Here is a 16,625-nt window from a genome sequence, read left to right as displayed (position 1 = left end):
GCAGGCGGTTAAGAGCAAGCCCAGCATTACTGAGAACGAGGCGGCCCTTAGCGCCCTTCCCCGCCTTCCAGCGCCGCCGTGGCCTTTCTGACCACCGGCATGATGCTCAGTCCCTGCACCGCGATGGTAAACAGCACCACCGCGTAGGTGACGGTGACCACATGGGCGCGGTACGGGCTTTCGGGCAGCCCCAGCGCGAGGCTGATGGCGATGCCGCCCCGCAGCCCGCCCCAGGTGAGCAGGCGGACGGTGTAGGCGCCGTAGCCCTCGCGGGCACGGACCAGGGCAAAGGGCAGCGCCACGCTGATCCAGCGCGCGCCCAGGGCCAGGGCAATCATCAGGACACTGGCCAGCAGCTGCGGCGCGGTGGTGTCGGTGAGCAGCACGTCCAGCCCAATAAAGGCGAACAGGACGATGTTCAGCACCTGATCCACGGTTTCCCAGAAACCCAGCACATGCTCGCGCGTGTGTTCGCCGAAGATCTGGTCGCGCCACAACGAGAGCATCAGCCCGGCCACCACCATCGCCAGCGGGCCGCTGACCCCCAGCGCCGCCGCCCCCACGTAGCCGCCCACCACCAGTGCCAGGGTAATCAGCACCTCCACCGCGTGCTGCTCAATGCTGCGCACCAGCAGGTAACCCAGACCGCCCAGCAGCGCCCCGAACGCCAGCCCGCCCAGCGCCTCCTGGGCAAACAGGCCCAGCACCTGAACGGCGCCCGTCTCGCCGTGGCTGTAGCCGCTCAGGCCCGCGGCACTGGCCAGCGCCAGAAAGATCACCACGCCCACCCCGTCGTTAAACAGGCTCTCGCCCGCAATCAGGGTTTCGATCTTGGGGGGCACCTTGGCCCGTTTCAGCAGGTCCAGCACCGCCACCGGGTCGGTGGGGCTGATCAGGGCGCCGAACAGCAGCGCCCACATCAGGGGCACGTCCAGCCCCACCAGCTGAAAGACCCCGTACGAGGCAACGCCGATCAGCGCCGTGCTGATGATGGTGCTGAGAAAAGCCAGCAGCAGAATGCTGCCGCGCTGCGCGAGCATCTGCCGGGTGTTCAGGCTGAGCGCCCCGGCGAACAGCAGGGCGCTCAGAATGCCGTTCAGCACGAAGGTGGTGAAGTCCAGGGTTTCCAGCACGCTGGCCGCCCAGCCGCGCAGGCCCGGCAGGCCCAGGGCGTCCAGGGCAATCAGGACAATGCTGGCCAGCGCGCCCGCCAGCGTCACCCCCACGGTGGTGGGCAGGCGCACAAAACGTTCATTCAGGTAAGCCAGCAGCGCCGTGACGCACAGCAGGACGGCAAACGCACTCCACATGGGGAACACAATAGAGGCCGTGGGCCATGGGCCATGAGCTCTGGGCCATGGGGAGGGCGCGGCGGCCGTCAGAAGTGGGCAGGGAACGTGGCGACAGCACAAAGGCCATGAGCTTCGGGGGTTCCCCCATGGCTCATGGCCCAAAGCTCATGGCCCTTTTAGTCGCGCTCGCGTTCGCGCTCGGCGTTCAGCTGGGCCTGCAGCTGGGCCTGACGCTGGCGCACGTAGTCCTGCTGAAAGCGCCCCTCGTCCATCATGTTGGTGCCCACCGTCAGCTTGCCGGTGGCCAGTTCGCGCATTGCCTGGGTCACCAGGTTGCGGGTGCGCACGCGCTGCTCCACGGGCAGCACGCTGGGCGCGCCCGAACGCAGTTGCAGGGCCCGCTTGGCCGTGACCACCGAAAGGCGGTATTTGCTGTCCGTCAGCGACAACAGCTTGTCAATATCCCGTTCTGCCATACACCCACCTCCATCCGGCTGCGGCGCCCCCGAAGGCGCCCGCCGGTTCAGCCCCACACTCTAGCGCATGCCGGGGCGGGGCGCCTACCACGAGTCACCCTCTACACGGTGCGGCTCAGGATCACGCCCTGCAACTCGTCCACCTCGTAGCCGCAGGCGCGGTAAAAGGCCTGCGCGCCTTCGTTGTCGGCGGCCACCCACACGCCCCGGATGCCCTGGGCGCGCATCTGCCCGTGCAGGGCGGCCACCAGGGCGCGGCCCACGCCCCGGCGGCGCCACGCTTCCAGCACCCCGATTTCCTCGAACATCACGTCCAGCGCCTCGCCGTGGCGGCGGCGGTGCACATAGGCCATCAGGAAGCCAACGGGCTGGCCCTGCCCATCCTCGGCGTGCCAGTGCCACACCTGGGGATCAGCGAGGTAGGCGCGGGCGGCTTCCGGGGACAGGGGCGGGCTGGGCGCCTCGTCGGTGAAGTCGGTCTCGTCGGCGGCCAGCCGGGCCAGGGCGGCCTCGTCCCCTGGGCCCAGGCGGCGGATGGTGAAGGGCGACATAGGAGCATCATGCCCCCGGCCAGCGCAAATGTGGCGCCGCCGCCTCGGCCCCCCCAGTAGCCTGACTTCATGTCCTGGCCCGAAGACACCGCGCCGCCCTCCTCTCAGGCAACGCCTGCCCTGCCACACCGCGCCCTTCTGGGCCAAGTGCTGAATGTGGTGCTGCCTGGAGCCGGCTTCACGCTGCTTGGTCGCTGGGGCTGGCACCTGGGCTGGTTTGCGGTCCTGACAGTGCTGGCCGTGTGCGGCGACCACTTGAGCCAGAGGGCCAACACTTCACTGCCCCTGGTCCTCCCACTGCTGGGCTGGCTGGTCCTGATGCTTCATTTCAGGCAGGTGGGTGCCGAACCCCCGGCCTGGGGCCTGCTGCCACCACACAGGCAGTTGGCGCTGATTCTGGGCCATCTGGTTGTGGGCAGCGCCCTGTTCTGGTGGTTTCAGGCGCCGCAGTCCAGCCGGACGCCAGAGATGTCGCGCCTGGAGCACAACTGGGAGCGCCAGGTGGCGACTGAGGCCTATCAGCTTGCCTTGACCCAGTATGCGCTGGATACGCTGCGCGCAGGACCATGTGTGCTGGACGATTTGTCTCCTGGCATGCAGGCAGCCCTGGCGGCCTGCTCTGTGCAGCTCAGCGACACTGGCTTTCCGACCCTCAATCTCACTTTTCAGAGTGGGCAGACGCTTCAGATGCCCTGAACACCCCGCATTCTGTCCTCTGCCTGACCATCTGCGCTTCTTCTCCCGTGCCAGACTGACGCCACATGCCGGATTTCGACGTGATCGTGATGGGCGCGGGCCACAACGCCCTGGTGACGGCGGCCTACGCCGCCAAGGCGGGCCTGAAGGTGGGCGTCTTCGAGCGGCGGCACCTCGTGGGCGGGGCGGTGAGCACCGAAGAACTGGTGCCCGGCTACCGCTTCGACTACGGCGGCAGCGCGCACATCCTGATCCGGCTGACCCCGGTGGTGCGCGAACTGGAACTGAGCCGCCACGGCCTGCATTACCTGGACGTGGACCCCATGTTCCACTGCTCGGACGGCGAGACCCCGTGGTTTATTCACCGCGACGCGGGCCGCACCGCGCGCGAACTGGAGGCCCTGTTTCCCGGCCAGGGCGAAGCGTACACGCGCTTTTTAGACGACTGGACGCCGTTTGCCCGCTCGGTGGCCGACCTGTTCAACAGCGCCCCCGGGCCGCTGGACATGGGCAAGATGGTGGTCAGCAGTGGCAAGGGCCGCGACTGGATGGAACAGTTGCCCCGCATCCTGCGGCCCTACGGCGACGTGGCAAAGGAATATTTCTCGGAGGAGCGGGTGCGTGCGCCGCTGGTGTGGATGGCGGCCCAGAGCGGTCCCCCACCCAGCGACCCCCTGAGTGCGCCTTTTTTGCTGTGGCATCCCCTGTACCACGAGGGCGGCGTGGCGCGGCCCAAGGGCGGCTCGGGCGGGCTGACGAAAGCCCTGAAGCGCGCCATTGAGGCGGACGGCGGGCAGGTGTTCGTGAACGCGCCGGTGGCCGAAATTCTGGTCAAAGGTGGCCGGGCCCAGGGCGTGCGGCTGGAGAACGGCGACACCTACACCGCCCGCGCCGTGGTCTCTGGTGCCCACGTGCTGACCACGGCGGGCGCGCTGCCCGAGGAATACGTGCCCAGCAGCGCGCGGCAGGTGCGGGTGGGCAACGGCTTTGGCATGGTGCTGCGGCTGGCCCTCAGCGAAAAGGTGAAGTACCGCCAGCACACCGAGCCGGACAGCCGCGTGGGCCTGGGCCTGCTGATTAAAAACGAGGGGCAGCTGATGAAGGGCTACGGCGAATATCTGGCAGGCGAACCCACCACCGACCCGCCCCTGATCGCCATGAGTTTTTCGGCGGTGGACGATTCGCTCTCTCCCCCGGGGGGCGACGTGCTGTGGCTGTGGGCGCAGTATTACCCCTATGAGCTGAGCAGCGGCTCATGGGAGACCCGCACCGCCGAAGCCCGCGAGAACATCCTGCGCGCCTTTGAACACTACGCGCCGGGCACCCGCGACACGATTGTGGGCGAACTGGTGCAAACGCCCCAGTGGCTGCACGACCACCTGGGCCTGCACCGGGGCAACGTGATGCACCTGGACATGAGCTTTGACCAGATGTTCTCCTTCCGTCCCTGGATGAAAGCCAGTGGCTACCGCTGGCCGGGGGTAAAGGGGCTGTACCTGACCGGCGCCAGCACGCACCCCGGCGGCGGCATCATGGGCGCCAGTGGGCGCAATGCTGCGAATGTGCTGGTGCGGGACCTGACGCGGCGGCGGTGGCGATGAGGGGGGAGCGGGAGGCGGGGCGCGGGGTGCGGGGAGGGCTGAGGGGGGTTCTTTGGCGGTTGGGGTGGCGGGGGGCCCCCTCACCCGCCCCTTCGGGGCACCCTCTCTGCGGCGCAGCTCTTCGAGTCCCGCAAGGGGAGAGGGTCAGTTTGCCTTTCTCCCTCTCCCCTCGCGGGAGAGGGCCTTGCGAAGCAAGGGGTGAGGGGGCCCCCCCACAACGCTTCCGCCACCCCAGCTGGAGGAAGCGAGTCTTGAAGCGTCGCGGGGCCGGTATAGCCGTGGTGAGGGGCGGCAACGTCCTGCTTATCCGCCGCCGGGACAACGGGCTCTGGGACGTGCCGGGGGGCGGTGCGGGCCCCGGGGAAACGCCCGAAACCACAGCGCGCCGCGAACTGCGGGAAGAAACCGGGCTGGAGGTGGGGGCGTTGAGCCTCCTGGACGTCTTTTCCCACCCCCACACCTACCCGGACGGCAACGTGGTGCACTGGGAGACGCGGGTGTTCACGGCGCCGTGGGCGGGCGGCGAGCCCCGGGCCGGGGACGACGCGGCGGACGTGCGCTGGTGGCCGCTGGACGGGCTGCCAGATGAGGTCTCGGCCGCCACCGCGCAGTATCTCGCCGCCCTGCGGGGGCACGCTTGACCGCCCGCCCCTCCCCCACCCTGCTGCGGTTTGGGCTGGCCTTTGCCGCGCTGGGCGTGGCCTTTGCCGGGGCCCTGCTGGTGATGGCGGGCCAGGGGCTGGGCTGGGCGCTGATTGCGCTGGGGCTGCCGCTCTCCGGGGTGCTGGCGCTGGCCGGGGACGCGCTGGGGCCACAGTTTGCCCGCGTTTTTTCGGAGCGGCTGGCCGACCTGCTGGCCCAGACCCGCCCCTGGATGGCCCTGGTGGCCCTGTACGCCGCGCTGAAAATCCCGGTGCCGCTGTGGCCCGAGGGCTTTCCGGTGCTGGGCCTGGCCAGCACGGTGGCGCTGTGTCTGGCGGCCCTGGCCTTCGTGTGGGAGCGGGCCGGCGGCGTGCGCGCGGGGCTGATGCTGGCGGTGGCCTTTCTGGTGGGGCTGGGGGTGGAAGTGCTGGGCAGCCGCACCGGCTTTCCTTTTGGGGCCTATTCCTACGCCACGGCCCCAGCCCCCACGCTGCTGGGCGTGCCGCTGATGGTGCCGCTGGGCTGGTTTGCGCTGACCCTGACCGCCACCTGCCTGTCCGGCGGGCGGCCCTGGCTGGCGGGCCTGCTGATGATGCTGTGGGACATTGGCTTAGAACCCCTGATGACCGCGCAGCGCTACTGGCTGTGGCACGACCCGCTGGGGCTGTGGGCAGGCGCCCCGGTGCAGAACTTTCTGGGCTGGTGGGCGGTGGGCACGGGCATCGCGTGGGTCTTTACGGGGCTGGCGCCGCGCCTCTTTGGCCTGCGCACCCCGGAGTGGGCCTGGGCGCTGCCGTGGTGGGCCAGGGCCTTTCCCGAAAGCCGCGAGCCGCGCCTGAGCCTGCTGCCGGGCCGGGGGCGCCGCGCGCCGGATTTCCGGGTGGCCTACCCCATTGAGGCGTTCTTTCTGCCCGGCGGGCTGGTGCTGGTGGGCCGCCCCCTGGAAGCCGCCGTGACCCTGGTCGCCATGGGCGCGGGGCTGGCGCTGGCCCGGCGGGTGACCCGGCATGACCGCTGAGCGCCCAGGCCACCACCCCTGGGCCACGGCGCTGCTGGCCCGCAGTGTTCAGGGCAGCGTGCGCGGGAATCTGGGCGGCGTGTGGGTGCGCGGCCCCGTGCCCACGGGCGGCGCGGTGCTGGCCCCCAACCACCATTCCTGGTGGGACGGCTACGTGCTGTGGGCGGTGGCCGGCTGGGCAGGCGCCGACTTCTCGGTGCTGATGAATCCGGGACAATTGGCGCGCTTTCCCTTTCTGCGCCGCCTGGGCGCGCTGCGGGCCGATGAGGTGCGGGCCGGGGTGCGCCGGGCCAGGGGGGGCTGGCTGGTCGTGTTCCCCGAAGGCGCCCTGCACCCGGCGGGCCCGCTGCAGGCGGCGGCCCCCGGCGCAGGCTGGACCGCGCGGCAGGCAGGGGTGCCGCTGGTGCCAGTGGCCCTGCGCGTAACCCTGCGCGGCGCGCAGTGGCCCGAAGCCTACGTGCGCTTTGGGCAGCCGGTCGCGGCGGCCGAGCTGCCGGCCGCCCTTCAGCGCGAACTCGCCGCGCTGGACCACGACCTGCAGACCAGCGACCCCGAGCGGCCCCTGGCCGGCTACCTGCGCGCGGTGCCGGGGCGCCAGAGCCGCTCGGCACGCCTGGACCTGCCCTCTCGGCTGCTGACCCTGATCACCGGGGACCGGGCGTGAAGGCCGGGCGCCTGTACGCCCAGGTGATGGGCGTGTGGCTGACCGCCAAGGCGCTGACCCTGGCGGTGAATGCCCTCACCTTTCCCCGCCTGCGCCCGGCGCCCACACCCCAGACGGGGCCCCGCGTGTCCATCCTGATTCCGGCGCGCGACGAGGCGCACAACCTCCCGCACACCCTGCCCGGCGTGCTGGCCCAGGGGGCCCACGAGGTGCTGGTGCTGGACGACGGCAGCACCGACGGGACCGCCGAGGTGGCCCGCACCCTGGGCGCGCGGGTGATGGCCGGCACGCCGCGCCCGGACGGCTGGCACGGCAAGCCCTGGGCCTGTCAGCAACTGCTGCGGGCGGCGGCGGGCGACATTCTGATTTTCACCGACGCCGACGTGAGCTGGAAAGGCGGCGCGCTGGGCGGACTGCTGCGCGAGATGAACGGTTCCGGGGCCGACCTGCTGAGCATTCAGCCCCGGCAGGACAACCGCCGCCCCGGCGAGCGGCTGCTGACCCCGCTGGTGGACGCCGCCGTGCTGTCGTACTTTCCCTACCCGCTGCTGCGCATGCGCCCGCCGCACCCGCTGGCCACCATTGCCAACGGGCAGGTGATGGCCTACCGCCGCGCGGCGCTGCTGCGGGTGGGGGGCTACGCCGCCGTGCGCGCGCAGGTGCTGGAAGACACCGTGATGGCCCGGCAGCTGGGGGGCCTGGGCCTGATCGTTTCCACAGCGATGGGCCGCGACTGCATCAGCGTGCGCATGTACCGCTCGTACCCGGATTCGGTGGCAGGCTTTGGCAAGAACGCGCTGCCCATCCACCTGAATTCGCGGCTTCTCATGACCCTCAGCATGGCGCTGCATTTCGCCGGGCACACGCTGCCGTGGCTGTTACCCGTCCCCGGCGGCCGGGTGCTGCGCGCCGCCAGCGTGCTGGAACGCCTCACTGTGAACCTGATCGCCGGGCGCCGCCGCCCCGCCGATCTGGCCGAGGGCCTGCTGGGCCCGGTCACGCCGCTGCTGGCCCTGCCCGTGTATCTTCGGGCCGTGAAACGCCGCGTGACCTGGAAGGGCCGGGAGTACCGGCAATGACCTGGGGCCGCCGCACGCCCCGCCACGTCGCCGTGATTGGCGCGGGGTTTGCGGGGCTGAGCGCGGCGCTGCGCCTCGCCCGAGCCGGCGCGCGGGTGACGGTGCTGGACGCCCTGGACGGGCCCGGGGGCAAGGCGGCCCTGGGCTTTACCGACTTCTCCAGCGGCCCCACCGTGGTCACCATGCCCCAGGTCTTCCGCGCGCTGCACGAGCGCGCCGGGCTGCCGGTGCCGCACTTAAGCCCCGCGCGGCCCACCACCACCTACCACGCGCCGGGCGGGCGCACCTTTGCCCCGGAGGCCCTGCATGTGGCGGGCAGCCTGGAGCCCACGCTGGCGCAGCTGTCCAGGGCTGAGGGGCAGCGCTACGCGGCCCTGCTGCGCGCGGCCCGGCGCCTGTACGAGGACGCGCAGGACACCTTTTTGTTTGCGCCGCCGCCGGGCCCACTGAAACTTGCCCGCTACGCGCTGACCCGGGGCGGGCGGGCCGCGCCGCTGACCCCGCTGCGCCGCTACGTGCGCTCGGGGCCGTTTCTCACGCCGTTCTGGCTGCGCTTTGCCACCTACCTGGGCGCCGACCCCTACCGCGCGCCCGCCGTGCTGCACAACATCGCCTGGGTGGAACTGGGGCAGGGCGTGTGGCACCTGCCGGGCGGGTTGCTGGCCTTTGCCCGCGACCTGCACGCCCAGGCCGAGGCGCTGGGGGTGCGCTTTGAATTCGGCACGCGCGTGACCAGCCTCAGCAGCCACGGGGGGCAGGTGCTGGGCGCGCACACCAGCCAGGGCGCCTTTGCCGCCGACGCCTGGGTGAGCGCCGCCGACCGCGCGCTGACCCTGTCGTGGCTGGGCGTGGCCGAGAAACCCACGCCGCGCGGGGTGAGCGGCTTCGCGCTGCAACTGCGGCTGGCTGGGGACCGCCCTGCGGCCCACCACATCTTCTGGCCAGCGGACTACGCGCGCGAATGGCGCGACATCCGCGCCGGGCGGCTGCCCCGCGACCCCACGCTGTACCTGCACCTGGACGGCACCCGGGCCTTCCTGCTGGTCAACGCCCCGCCCGATCCCGGCCTGACCGAGAACCCGCAGGACTACGGCGCGTGGTTGCTGGGCCGGCTGCAAGAGCGCCTCTCGGCCACCCCGGAAGGCCCGCTGCCGGTGGCGGAGTGGCACGCCCTGTCCCCCGCCGACTACGCCCGCACCGCCAAGGCGGGCGCGCTATACGGCCGCGCACCCCACGGACTGAGCGGCAGTCTTCGCCCCGGCTGGCGGCTGGCCCACACCCGCAACCTCGTGCAGGTGGGCGGCACCGTGCACCCGGGCGGCGGGGTGCCGCTCTCGCTGCTGAGCGGCTGGAACGGCGCGGGCCTGCTGCTGGGCCTGGGCTACGACGATCTGGATGGCCGCCAGACCCCCGCCGGCGAGGACCTGTGGCCGTTTCTGTAAGCGCCCTGCCCGAGCCGCCCACCCGCCCCGGCAACGGCCACCTGCAGGACTGGGCACTCTCGCCGCTGACCCTGATTGAAGAGGGCGCCGCGCGGGCGCGCGCCGCCAGCGGCGACCTGTTCCGGCTGCGGCTGGGCCTGCCCGCCGTGGTGGGCTTCAGCCCGGCCTGGAACCGCGCGCTGCTCAGCAACCTGGGCACTTTTCGCAGCGCGGGCAGTTTCTCGCGGGTGGTGCCGTACCTGTCGGGCGGCGTGATTCTTAGCGATGCCCCGGGCCACGCCGGGCGCCGGGGGCTGATGAACCCCGGGTTTGGCCGCGCGCATCTGCTGGCCCTACAGGCGCGCACCCGCGCGGCCCTGCCGCCTGTGCCAGCGGGCGAGTTCGACGCCCTGGCCTGGGCCGACCACGCCGTGCTGGCGCTGCTGAACGCCGCGTACTTCAGCAGCGAGTTTGACGCAGCCCTGCTGCACGCCTTTCTGGCCCCGCTGCGCCGCCCGTTTCCGGTGCCGGCCCTGCCCCGGCCCCTGCTGTTCCGGCGCGTGGAGGGCGAGGTGCGCCGCCTCGCCCACGCCCGCCTGGGCCGGGGCGGCGGCGACGACCTGCTGTCGGTGCTGGCGCCGCTGCCCGGCGGCCTGGAAGAAACGCGCGTGTCCCTGGCCGCCGCCCACGACACCACCACGCACGCGCTGGCGTACGCGATCTGGCATCTGGCGAACCATCCGCGCTGGCACAGCCCCGAGCACCACCCGGCCGTCCTGAAAGAAACCCTGCGCCTGCACCCGCCCGGCTGGATGGGCAGCCGCCGTCTGGGCCACGACCTGCTGTGGAACGGCGTGCGGCTGCCGCGCGGCGCCCTGGCGCTGTATTCGCCGTATCTCTCTGGGCGTGATCCCGGGCTGTGGGCGCAGCCGGAAACCTTCGACCCGGGCCGCTGGGCCCACAAGCCCCCCGCGTGGGCCTACCTGCCCTTTGGCGGCGGCGAGCGCCTGTGCCTGGGCATGCATCTGGCGCAGCTGCTGATTCTGGACACGCTGGCGGCCCTGCCCCCGCTGCGCGCCGTGGGCGGCGACCCCACCCCGCAGCCCGGCCTGACCCTGGGCCCACGCGGGCCGCTGGTGGTGGCCCCGGTGCCCGCGCACGCCTAACCGCCACTCTTGAGACGCAAGGGTGAACCTGCCCTGGGGAACCAACGCCACAAGGCTTCCCCTGCTCCCAGGCGCACCCCGCCTCCCCCCACCCCCAGAACGTGAGTTCGGCGTGAGCGGGCTGGGCGTACCCTGAAGGGGTCCACGCCCGCCCTACGCCCCACCCCCAGGAGTGACCATGACCCGTGCCCTGCTGACCCTGTTGCTGACCGCCTCACTGTCCACCGCTCTGGCCGCCGGGCCCCGCTCGGCGCTGGTGGACGCCACCTTTATTGACGGCGCCCAGATGGTGAACGGCGCCCCTGAACTGGCGGAATTCGCCGGGGCCCTGCGCACCGTGGCCACCAAGGCCGGCGGCAGCTGTGTCAAGAGTGAATATGTCGTCTGGGACTCGGTGGAAGGCCTGGAAGCCAGTTTCCGGCAGGTACTGGGGTCGCTGGGCTACAGCTGGACCGAACTGGGCGCCAGCAACGACGACGGCCGCTTCGTGTCGTTCAAGGCCACCAAGGGCGCCGCCGCCCTGGCCGGCATCTGGGCCGACAGCGAAGGCACCACGCTGCTGGGCTGGTGCAGCCTGAAGCTGACGGCTGCCGCCAAGCCCCCCGCCGCCCTGACCCCGGCGGCGCCGGCCGCCCCGGCCCCCCGCCCCGCCACGCCAGCCCCAGCGCCAGCGGCCACCCGCACCCCCGCGCCCGCCGCGCCGGCGCCCACCGCCAAGCCCCCCGCCCCCAAAAAGGGCTACGTGACCGGACTGGTGCTGGACACCCAGGGCCGCCCGCTGGCCGGCGCCGAGGTCTACATCGTGGGCACCACGTTCAATCAGGGCCAACGCACCAGCTTTACCGCCGTGACCAAGGGCGACGGTACCTACGCCATTCGCGTGCCGGACGGCCGTTACCACGCCAGCGCCACGATCAAGCGCGACCTCGCGGGCACCAGCTTTGTGCTGCCGCTGCACCCCGAATCCGGCACCCTGAACACCGAAATCGATTCCAGCGAGGGCGGCAACCTGAATTTCCGCTGGCGGCTGGCCGGCGCCAAACCCGGCGGCGGCAAGGACTGGGACGACTTTTACGGCGCCAGCCTGGATTTCAGCTACTGCGGCCTGCCCGCCAAGGCCTACTGCGACGACCGCTACGCCGCCGTGGTGCCCGGCGCCCCCGAAGGCAGCACCGTCACCCTGACCTTTACGCCGCAGGGCAAACTGATTGACGGCAGCGCGGGCAAACCCGTGGTCATGACCTTTAAAACGGCGCCCCTGGCCCCTCCCGGCGGCTACCCCTACACCGACCCGAACGGCGGCGGGCGCACCACCCTGGGTCAGGGCTGGCCGTACCACAGCTTCGATTTCAACGACATTCCGCTGGGCATCTACACCCTGACGGCGGTGGCGACCACCCCAGACGGCCGCAAACTGCCGCTGAAACTGGGCCTGGAGCCGAACAATGTGGAAGCCAGCAGCGTGACCCTGAAATGGAGCAGCTACGACGTGAGCGGCGCCCTGAAGCAGTTCAGGGTGTACGTGCGCGACTGAGGAGGGCACCCAGAGTCCTCCTGGGTGTTCACCCTCAACAACGTTGGAACGACCGAAACAGCGCTCCGCCAGAGACCGTGGCGCGGGCAGAATGGAAGGGCTGCCGTTGAGCCCGTGCATGAAACGGGCCGCTGTGAGGCGAAAGCGGGCCCCAGGGCGCGCGCCGTCCCCACGGCCCAAGTGCAACGTGCCGTACACGTTCCCGCGCCGGGGGCCTCTTAAGCTGCGCCATGCCTGACGCGACTGCCCTGACCCCGGCCGAACGCTGGACCCTGGCCGCCACCGTGCTGGGGTCCAGCCTCGCGTTTCTGGACGGCACGGTGGTGAATGTGGCCCTCAGCGCCGTGCAGCGCGACCTGAACGCCACCGCCAGCGGCGTGCAGTGGGTGGTGGGGGCTTACGCGCTGCTGCTGGCCGCCCTGACCCTGGCGGGCGGCGCGCTGGGCGACGCCCTGGGGCGGCGGCGGGTGTACAGCTGGGGCATTGGCCTGTTCGCCCTGGCCTCGTTGGCCTGCGCGCTGGCGCCGTCGCTGGGGGCGCTGATCGCCGCGCGGGCGGCGCAGGGGCTGGGGGCCGCGCTGCTGGTGCCCGGCAGCCTCGCCATGATCGGGGCGGTGTTTGCCGAGAGTCGCCGGGGCCGGGGCGTGGGCCTCTGGAGCGCCGCCAGTTCGGTGACCACGCTGCTGGGCCCCGTGGTGGGCGGCGTGCTGGTGGACCATGCCTCGTGGCGCTGGGTGTTTCTCATCAACCTGCCGCTGGCGGCCCTGACCCTGTGGCTGCTGCGCCGCGTGCCCGAAACGCGCGCCCCCGGCGCCCACCCCGACTGGGCCGGGGCGGCCTGCGTCACGGTGGCCCTGGGCAGCCTCGCCCTGGCCCTCACCCGCGCGGGCGAAGCCGGCTGGGACGCCCTGACCTGGGGCCTGCTGGCGGGCTCGGGGCTGGCCTTTGCGCTGTTTGCGCAGACGCAGCGCCGGGGCGCCCACCCCATGTTGCCGCCGGAGTTGCTGAAAAACCGCACCTTTCTGGGCACCAACCTCCTGACCCTGCTGCTATACGGGGCGCTGGGGGCGGTCAGCCTGTACCTGCCCATGCTGCTGATCGGCACGCGGGGCTACAGCGCGGCCGGGGCGGGCGCGGCGCTGCTGCCGCTGTCGCTGCTGCTGGCGGGGCTCTCGGGGCCGTTTGGCGCGCTGGCCGACCGCCACGGCCCCCGCCTGTTCCTGACGCTGGGGCCGGCGCTGGCGGGCCTGGGTTTCGTGCTGCTGGGGCTGGGCCGGGGCAGTTACTGGACGGCCGTGCTGCCGGGGGCCGCCGTGCTGGGCCTGGGCATGGCGCTGACAGTGGCGCCGCTGTCCAGCGCCGTGATGGGCAGCGCCGGGCGCGAGCAGAGCGGCATAGCCAGCGGCGTGAACAACGCCGTGGCGCGCGCGGCGAGCCTGCTGGCCATTGCGGCGCTGGGCCTGCTGCTGGTGGGCTCGTACCGCGCGGCGCTGGACACGCGCCTCTCGGCCGTACAGGCGCCCGCCACACTGCGCACCCAGCTCAGCGCGCAGGCCCCGCGCCTGACGGACATCAAGCTGCCCCCGGACGCCCCCGCTCCTGTGCGGGGCGCGGTGCAGGCCGCTTTTGGCGACGCCTTTGCCCGCGTGGCCCTGGCCGCCGGACTGCTGAGCCTGCTGGCCGCCGCTGCCGGGAGGGTGTTTCTGCGCCCAGTCCCCCGCCCGGCGCGCTAGCCTGCCCGGCATGACCGAGCCGCTCCCTCCCGCCGACGCGAGCACGCCCCAGCGGGGGCCGGTGCAAGCCCGCTCCCCGCTGCCCGATGTGCTGCGCGGCGTGGCGCTGCTGGGCATCCTGATGGTGAACATGCAGGACTTCGCCGGGTTTCTGGAATGGCAGCAGCGCGGCCTGGACCGCGCGGCGCAGGTGCTCACCGATGTGCTGGCCAATGGCCGCTTTATCTCGATTTTCGCCATGCTGTTCGGCTGGGGCGCCGCCGGGCTGCTGGCGCGCCAGGGGGCAGCGATCTTTCTGCGCCGCCACCTCGTGCTGCTGGCGGTGGGCGCGGCCCACTACGTGCTGGTGTGGCACGGCGACATCATCAGCAACTACGCCACCCTGGCGCTGGCCCTGCTGCTGACCGCCGCCCTGGGCGCGCGCGCGCTGGTGGCCGTGGCGGGCGCGCTGGGAACGTGGTGGCTGGGCCTCACGCTGCTGGACGCCGTGGCCGCTGCTGGCCGCACCGGGCCGCGCTTTACCGGCCTGCCGGCCCTGGAACCCACCTACCTGGGCAACGTGGCCGAGCGGGCCGGCGAGTTCTGGACCCTGCTGCTGAGCGGCAATATCTACAACGGCCCGTGGCTGCTGGCGCTGTTCTGCCTGGGGGCCGCCGCGCAGCGCACCGGCCTCCTGACCCGGCCGCAGGACCACCGCCCGCTGCTGCGCCGCCTCGCGGTGGTGGGGCTGCCGCTGGGGCTGGCGCTGGGCGCGGCGCTGGCCTACCTGAACACGCGCGGCGATCAGGCGGCCGGGTTTCTGGCGGTGCCGGTGCGCATGGGTGGGGGGCTGGCGGGCGCGCTGGGCTACGTGGGCGTCATTGGCCTGCTGGCGGCCTCAGGGCGGCTGGGGCCTCTGCTGCACTTTGCCGCCAGCGGGCGCATGGCGATGACGAACTACCTGATGCAGAGCGTGCTGATGACCTCGTTTTTCTACCCCTATGCCGGGGCGCAGGGCTTTGGGTGGGTGGGACAGGGGCTGCCCGGCCAGGGCGACGCCTTTCCGTATGCCGGCGGTTTCGTGGGCTGGGGCGCGGCCAGTACGCTGCTGCTGGCGCTGACCCTCGGCCTCTGTCAGCTGCCACTGAGCGCGGTGTGGCTCTCCCGCTTCCGGCAGGGACCAATGGAAACCCTGGTGCGCCGGCTGGTCTACGGCCGCGCGGCGCGGCGCAGGGGAGAATCATAACGACAATCTTGCTTTAATCAAGGTCACCATATAAATCACAGTAGTTCAGGGCAGCCATGTACCTGTACCAAACCAACGCCATAGATAAATCATGCCGAGGAACACATAGAGCCAGAACGGCCACCAAAACCGTGTGCGCTTAGCCAGAACCAGAAGGGCCAGGAAACCAGCCAGCGGTATCCAGACGAAGAGCAGTGTTAAAAAGGCCATTGACGGTCGTGGGACACCCGGAATCCAAACTTCAGAGGCCACGATAAGGGCAAGCCCCAGACCGAGGAAAGCCAAAAATGTAACGCCATATAGCGTTACACTCCGTATTTTAGAGCCACCTTCGTACATAAATTCTCCCAAATGCGGTTTTCCAGCACACTGCCTTGACCTACGGTAAACTTACATGCATTAGGAATACTGCTGAAATCAGCCGTCGGGTGAACCGTAAATTTCATTTTTTGCCTGTTCACTCGAGCTAAAGCGAAGGTAATGTATCCATTCAGAAGATGACCTTCTTCTGTTTTAAACGTCATTGAGCTGGGCGAGCTGTTCACAACAGACACGCTGTTATCCACATTCGCAGGCGGAACTAAGCTGTACGGAAATTTATGCCTCAGGCTGATATTAAATCCCTGCACCAGCCCTCCCTGTCGATTTACAACTGTATCTTTGAAATCCAGATAGGCCCAGCTCAGTCCCGGTAGCCCGGCACCCACCATATCGGCCAGGGTGTCGAAGTTGGCCACAATAGATGACATGATGTGCTCAATCTTCGCATCTACACTACAATCAAACTCTACGCTAAAACTTCTGTTGACCTCCCACTTTTTACCGGGAGACTCCTTCTTTACATATCCTGGTATGGTCTCACTGTTCGCCATAGTCACGACAGGCAGCTTAAGGGCAGCTGCGAATTGGCCGAAGGCCATCGGAGCCATTGCACTTACTCCGCCTTCACCATTCTTGGCTGATGCCGCCAGATGGAAGCCCGTTTGCTGGTGATACGCCAGAATCGTTGGCTTGTTGAGCTTCTTTCCTCGTAGATACTGGGCCAATTTGACCATCTGAACATCACGAAGCGCTTTATAGTCTCGGCGTTGAATAAGCGCCATGTTGGACGAAGTCCAGTTGCTTCCCACAGAGATGACGCGCTGTCCCAAGAGGAGGCGATGATGCAGTCTGGCGGCCTCATCTCCGTTGGTCGGCCATGGGGCGGTCTCATACCAGTCGGCCCTTTGACTGGCCTGAGCCGATGTGGCCCCACGAAGCTGTGGGCTTGCGGCCTCACTCGTTTTCCCAGATGAAGCAGTTTGACGGTTGGATTGAATGGGGCGGAGCTGACTCAGCGTCACCAACGGAGGCTATGACAGCCTGCTTGCTTGAGACGCCAACTTTGAGTCTCGGCGTGGGTCATACGCCCCGACAACCGACTGAACATCTAAGTCAAGTTCCGACTGGCCGCTTGTGGGCTCGGATGCCAAACGGCAGCGCCCGACAACCGACTGAACATCTAAGTCAAGTTCCGACCCATGGGCT

Annotated in this window: 16 protein-coding genes; 11 read left to right on the top strand and 5 right to left on the bottom strand. The window is 70.1% G+C overall.

Annotated features, from left to right (window positions below):
- Positions 1-47: 47 nt before the first annotated feature.
- The 3 genes from K7W41_RS03710 to K7W41_RS03700 form a co-directional block, all read right to left on the bottom strand.
- Positions 48-1,310, bottom strand: coding sequence for a cation:proton antiporter (locus tag K7W41_RS03710; RefSeq protein WP_224604852.1), 1,263 nt, complete (start codon positions 1,308-1,310; stop codon positions 48-50).
- A gap of 158 nt (positions 1,311-1,468) precedes the next feature.
- Positions 1,469-1,768, bottom strand: coding sequence for a DNA-directed RNA polymerase subunit omega (rpoZ, locus tag K7W41_RS03705; protein ID WP_107138482.1), 300 nt, complete (start codon positions 1,766-1,768; stop codon positions 1,469-1,471).
- A 101-nt stretch (positions 1,769-1,869) separates the two neighbouring features.
- Entirely contained in the window at positions 1,870-2,319 is a 450-nt protein-coding gene (locus K7W41_RS03700; RefSeq protein WP_224604847.1) for a GNAT family N-acetyltransferase, read from the bottom strand.
- A gap of 69 nt (positions 2,320-2,388) precedes the next feature.
- Between K7W41_RS03700 and K7W41_RS03695 the strand changes: the two genes are divergently transcribed.
- The 11 genes from K7W41_RS03695 to K7W41_RS03645 all read left to right on the top strand — a co-directional run bounded on the left by K7W41_RS03695 (position 2,389) and on the right by K7W41_RS03645 (position 15,098).
- Positions 2,389-3,015, top strand: a complete 627-nt coding sequence (locus K7W41_RS03695) for a hypothetical protein (protein WP_224604844.1) — start codon at positions 2,389-2,391, stop codon at positions 3,013-3,015.
- 65 nt (positions 3,016-3,080) lie between these two features.
- On the top strand, positions 3,081-4,616 hold the full coding sequence (locus tag K7W41_RS03690) for a phytoene desaturase family protein (RefSeq protein ID WP_224604841.1): 1,536 nt from the start codon (positions 3,081-3,083) through the stop codon (positions 4,614-4,616).
- A gap of 251 nt (positions 4,617-4,867) precedes the next feature.
- A complete protein-coding gene (locus K7W41_RS03685) occupies positions 4,868-5,257 on the top strand; it encodes an NUDIX domain-containing protein (protein ID WP_224604839.1) in 390 nt (129 codons plus the stop codon).
- Positions 5,254-6,276, top strand: coding sequence for a carotenoid biosynthesis protein (locus K7W41_RS03680; protein WP_224604837.1), 1,023 nt, complete (start codon positions 5,254-5,256; stop codon positions 6,274-6,276). The genes K7W41_RS03685 and K7W41_RS03680 overlap by 4 nt, the downstream gene beginning before the upstream one ends.
- Positions 6,266-6,940: a lysophospholipid acyltransferase family protein gene (locus K7W41_RS03675; protein ID WP_224604834.1), complete on the top strand. Its 675-nt coding sequence runs from the start codon at positions 6,266-6,268 to the stop codon at positions 6,938-6,940. Before K7W41_RS03680 ends, K7W41_RS03675 begins: the two co-directional genes overlap by 11 nt.
- A 26-nt stretch (positions 6,941-6,966) precedes the next feature.
- On the top strand, positions 6,967-8,019 hold the full coding sequence (locus tag K7W41_RS03670) for a glycosyltransferase (RefSeq protein ID WP_224605324.1): 1,053 nt from the start codon (positions 6,967-6,969) through the stop codon (positions 8,017-8,019).
- Positions 8,016-9,461 carry a phytoene desaturase family protein gene (locus K7W41_RS03665; RefSeq protein ID WP_224604832.1) on the top strand — a complete coding sequence of 482 codons (1,446 nt, stop codon included), beginning with the start codon at positions 8,016-8,018 and terminating at the stop codon, positions 9,459-9,461. The genes K7W41_RS03670 and K7W41_RS03665 overlap by 4 nt, the downstream gene beginning before the upstream one ends.
- Complete coding sequence (locus K7W41_RS03660; RefSeq protein ID WP_224604830.1) at positions 9,446-10,606, top strand: cytochrome P450; 1,161 nt, start codon at positions 9,446-9,448, stop codon at positions 10,604-10,606. Before K7W41_RS03665 ends, K7W41_RS03660 begins: the two co-directional genes overlap by 16 nt.
- Positions 10,607-10,784: 178 nt before the next feature.
- Positions 10,785-12,140, top strand: a complete 1,356-nt coding sequence (locus K7W41_RS03655; RefSeq protein ID WP_224604827.1) for a carboxypeptidase-like regulatory domain-containing protein — start codon at positions 10,785-10,787, stop codon at positions 12,138-12,140.
- Positions 12,141-12,370: 230 nt separating this feature from the next.
- Positions 12,371-13,873: an MFS transporter gene (locus tag K7W41_RS03650; protein ID WP_224604824.1), complete on the top strand. Its 1,503-nt coding sequence runs from the start codon at positions 12,371-12,373 to the stop codon at positions 13,871-13,873.
- Between the two features lie 10 nt (positions 13,874-13,883).
- Entirely contained in the window at positions 13,884-15,098 is a 1,215-nt protein-coding gene (locus tag K7W41_RS03645; RefSeq protein ID WP_224604820.1) for a DUF418 domain-containing protein, read from the top strand.
- Positions 15,099-15,143: 45 nt separating this feature from the next.
- Here K7W41_RS03645 and K7W41_RS03640 read toward each other — a convergent pair whose 3' ends face one another.
- Both K7W41_RS03640 and K7W41_RS03635 read right to left on the bottom strand, forming a co-directional pair.
- On the bottom strand, positions 15,144-15,437 hold the full coding sequence (locus tag K7W41_RS03640; protein WP_224604818.1) for a hypothetical protein: 294 nt from the start codon (positions 15,435-15,437) through the stop codon (positions 15,144-15,146).
- Positions 15,404-16,441, bottom strand: a complete 1,038-nt coding sequence (locus K7W41_RS03635) for a hypothetical protein (protein ID WP_224604816.1) — start codon at positions 16,439-16,441, stop codon at positions 15,404-15,406. The genes K7W41_RS03640 and K7W41_RS03635 overlap by 34 nt, the downstream gene beginning before the upstream one ends.
- Between the last annotated feature and the right edge of the window lie 184 nt (positions 16,442-16,625).

The organism is Deinococcus multiflagellatus (assembly GCF_020166415.1).
GTDB lineage: Bacteria > Deinococcota > Deinococci > Deinococcales > Deinococcaceae > Deinococcus > Deinococcus multiflagellatus.
Note: the sequence above shows the minus strand (reverse complement) of the source record. Positions and strands in the feature narration are given on the sequence as shown.

Coding starts and splice junctions, on each gene's coding strand:
- K7W41_RS03690 (WP_224604841.1), top strand. CDS start 3,081: ATGCCGGATTTCGACGTGATCGTGATGGGCGCGGGCCACAACGCCCTG.
- K7W41_RS03650 (WP_224604824.1), top strand. CDS start 12,371: ATGCCTGACGCGACTGCCCTGACCCCGGCCGAACGCTGGACCCTGGCC.
- K7W41_RS03665 (WP_224604832.1), top strand. CDS start 8,016: ATGACCTGGGGCCGCCGCACGCCCCGCCACGTCGCCGTGATTGGCGCG.
- K7W41_RS03675 (WP_224604834.1), top strand. CDS start 6,266: ATGACCGCTGAGCGCCCAGGCCACCACCCCTGGGCCACGGCGCTGCTG.
- K7W41_RS03670 (WP_224605324.1), top strand. CDS start 6,967: ATGGGCGTGTGGCTGACCGCCAAGGCGCTGACCCTGGCGGTGAATGCC.
- rpoZ (WP_107138482.1), bottom strand. CDS start 1,768: ATGGCAGAACGGGATATTGACAAGCTGTTGTCGCTGACGGACAGCAAA.
- K7W41_RS03640 (WP_224604818.1), bottom strand. CDS start 15,437: ATGTACGAAGGTGGCTCTAAAATACGGAGTGTAACGCTATATGGCGTT.
- K7W41_RS03645 (WP_224604820.1), top strand. CDS start 13,884: ATGACCGAGCCGCTCCCTCCCGCCGACGCGAGCACGCCCCAGCGGGGG.
- K7W41_RS03695 (WP_224604844.1), top strand. CDS start 2,389: ATGTCCTGGCCCGAAGACACCGCGCCGCCCTCCTCTCAGGCAACGCCT.
- K7W41_RS03710 (WP_224604852.1), bottom strand. CDS start 1,310: ATGTGGAGTGCGTTTGCCGTCCTGCTGTGCGTCACGGCGCTGCTGGCT.
- K7W41_RS03655 (WP_224604827.1), top strand. CDS start 10,785: ATGACCCGTGCCCTGCTGACCCTGTTGCTGACCGCCTCACTGTCCACC.
- K7W41_RS03700 (WP_224604847.1), bottom strand. CDS start 2,319: ATGTCGCCCTTCACCATCCGCCGCCTGGGCCCAGGGGACGAGGCCGCC.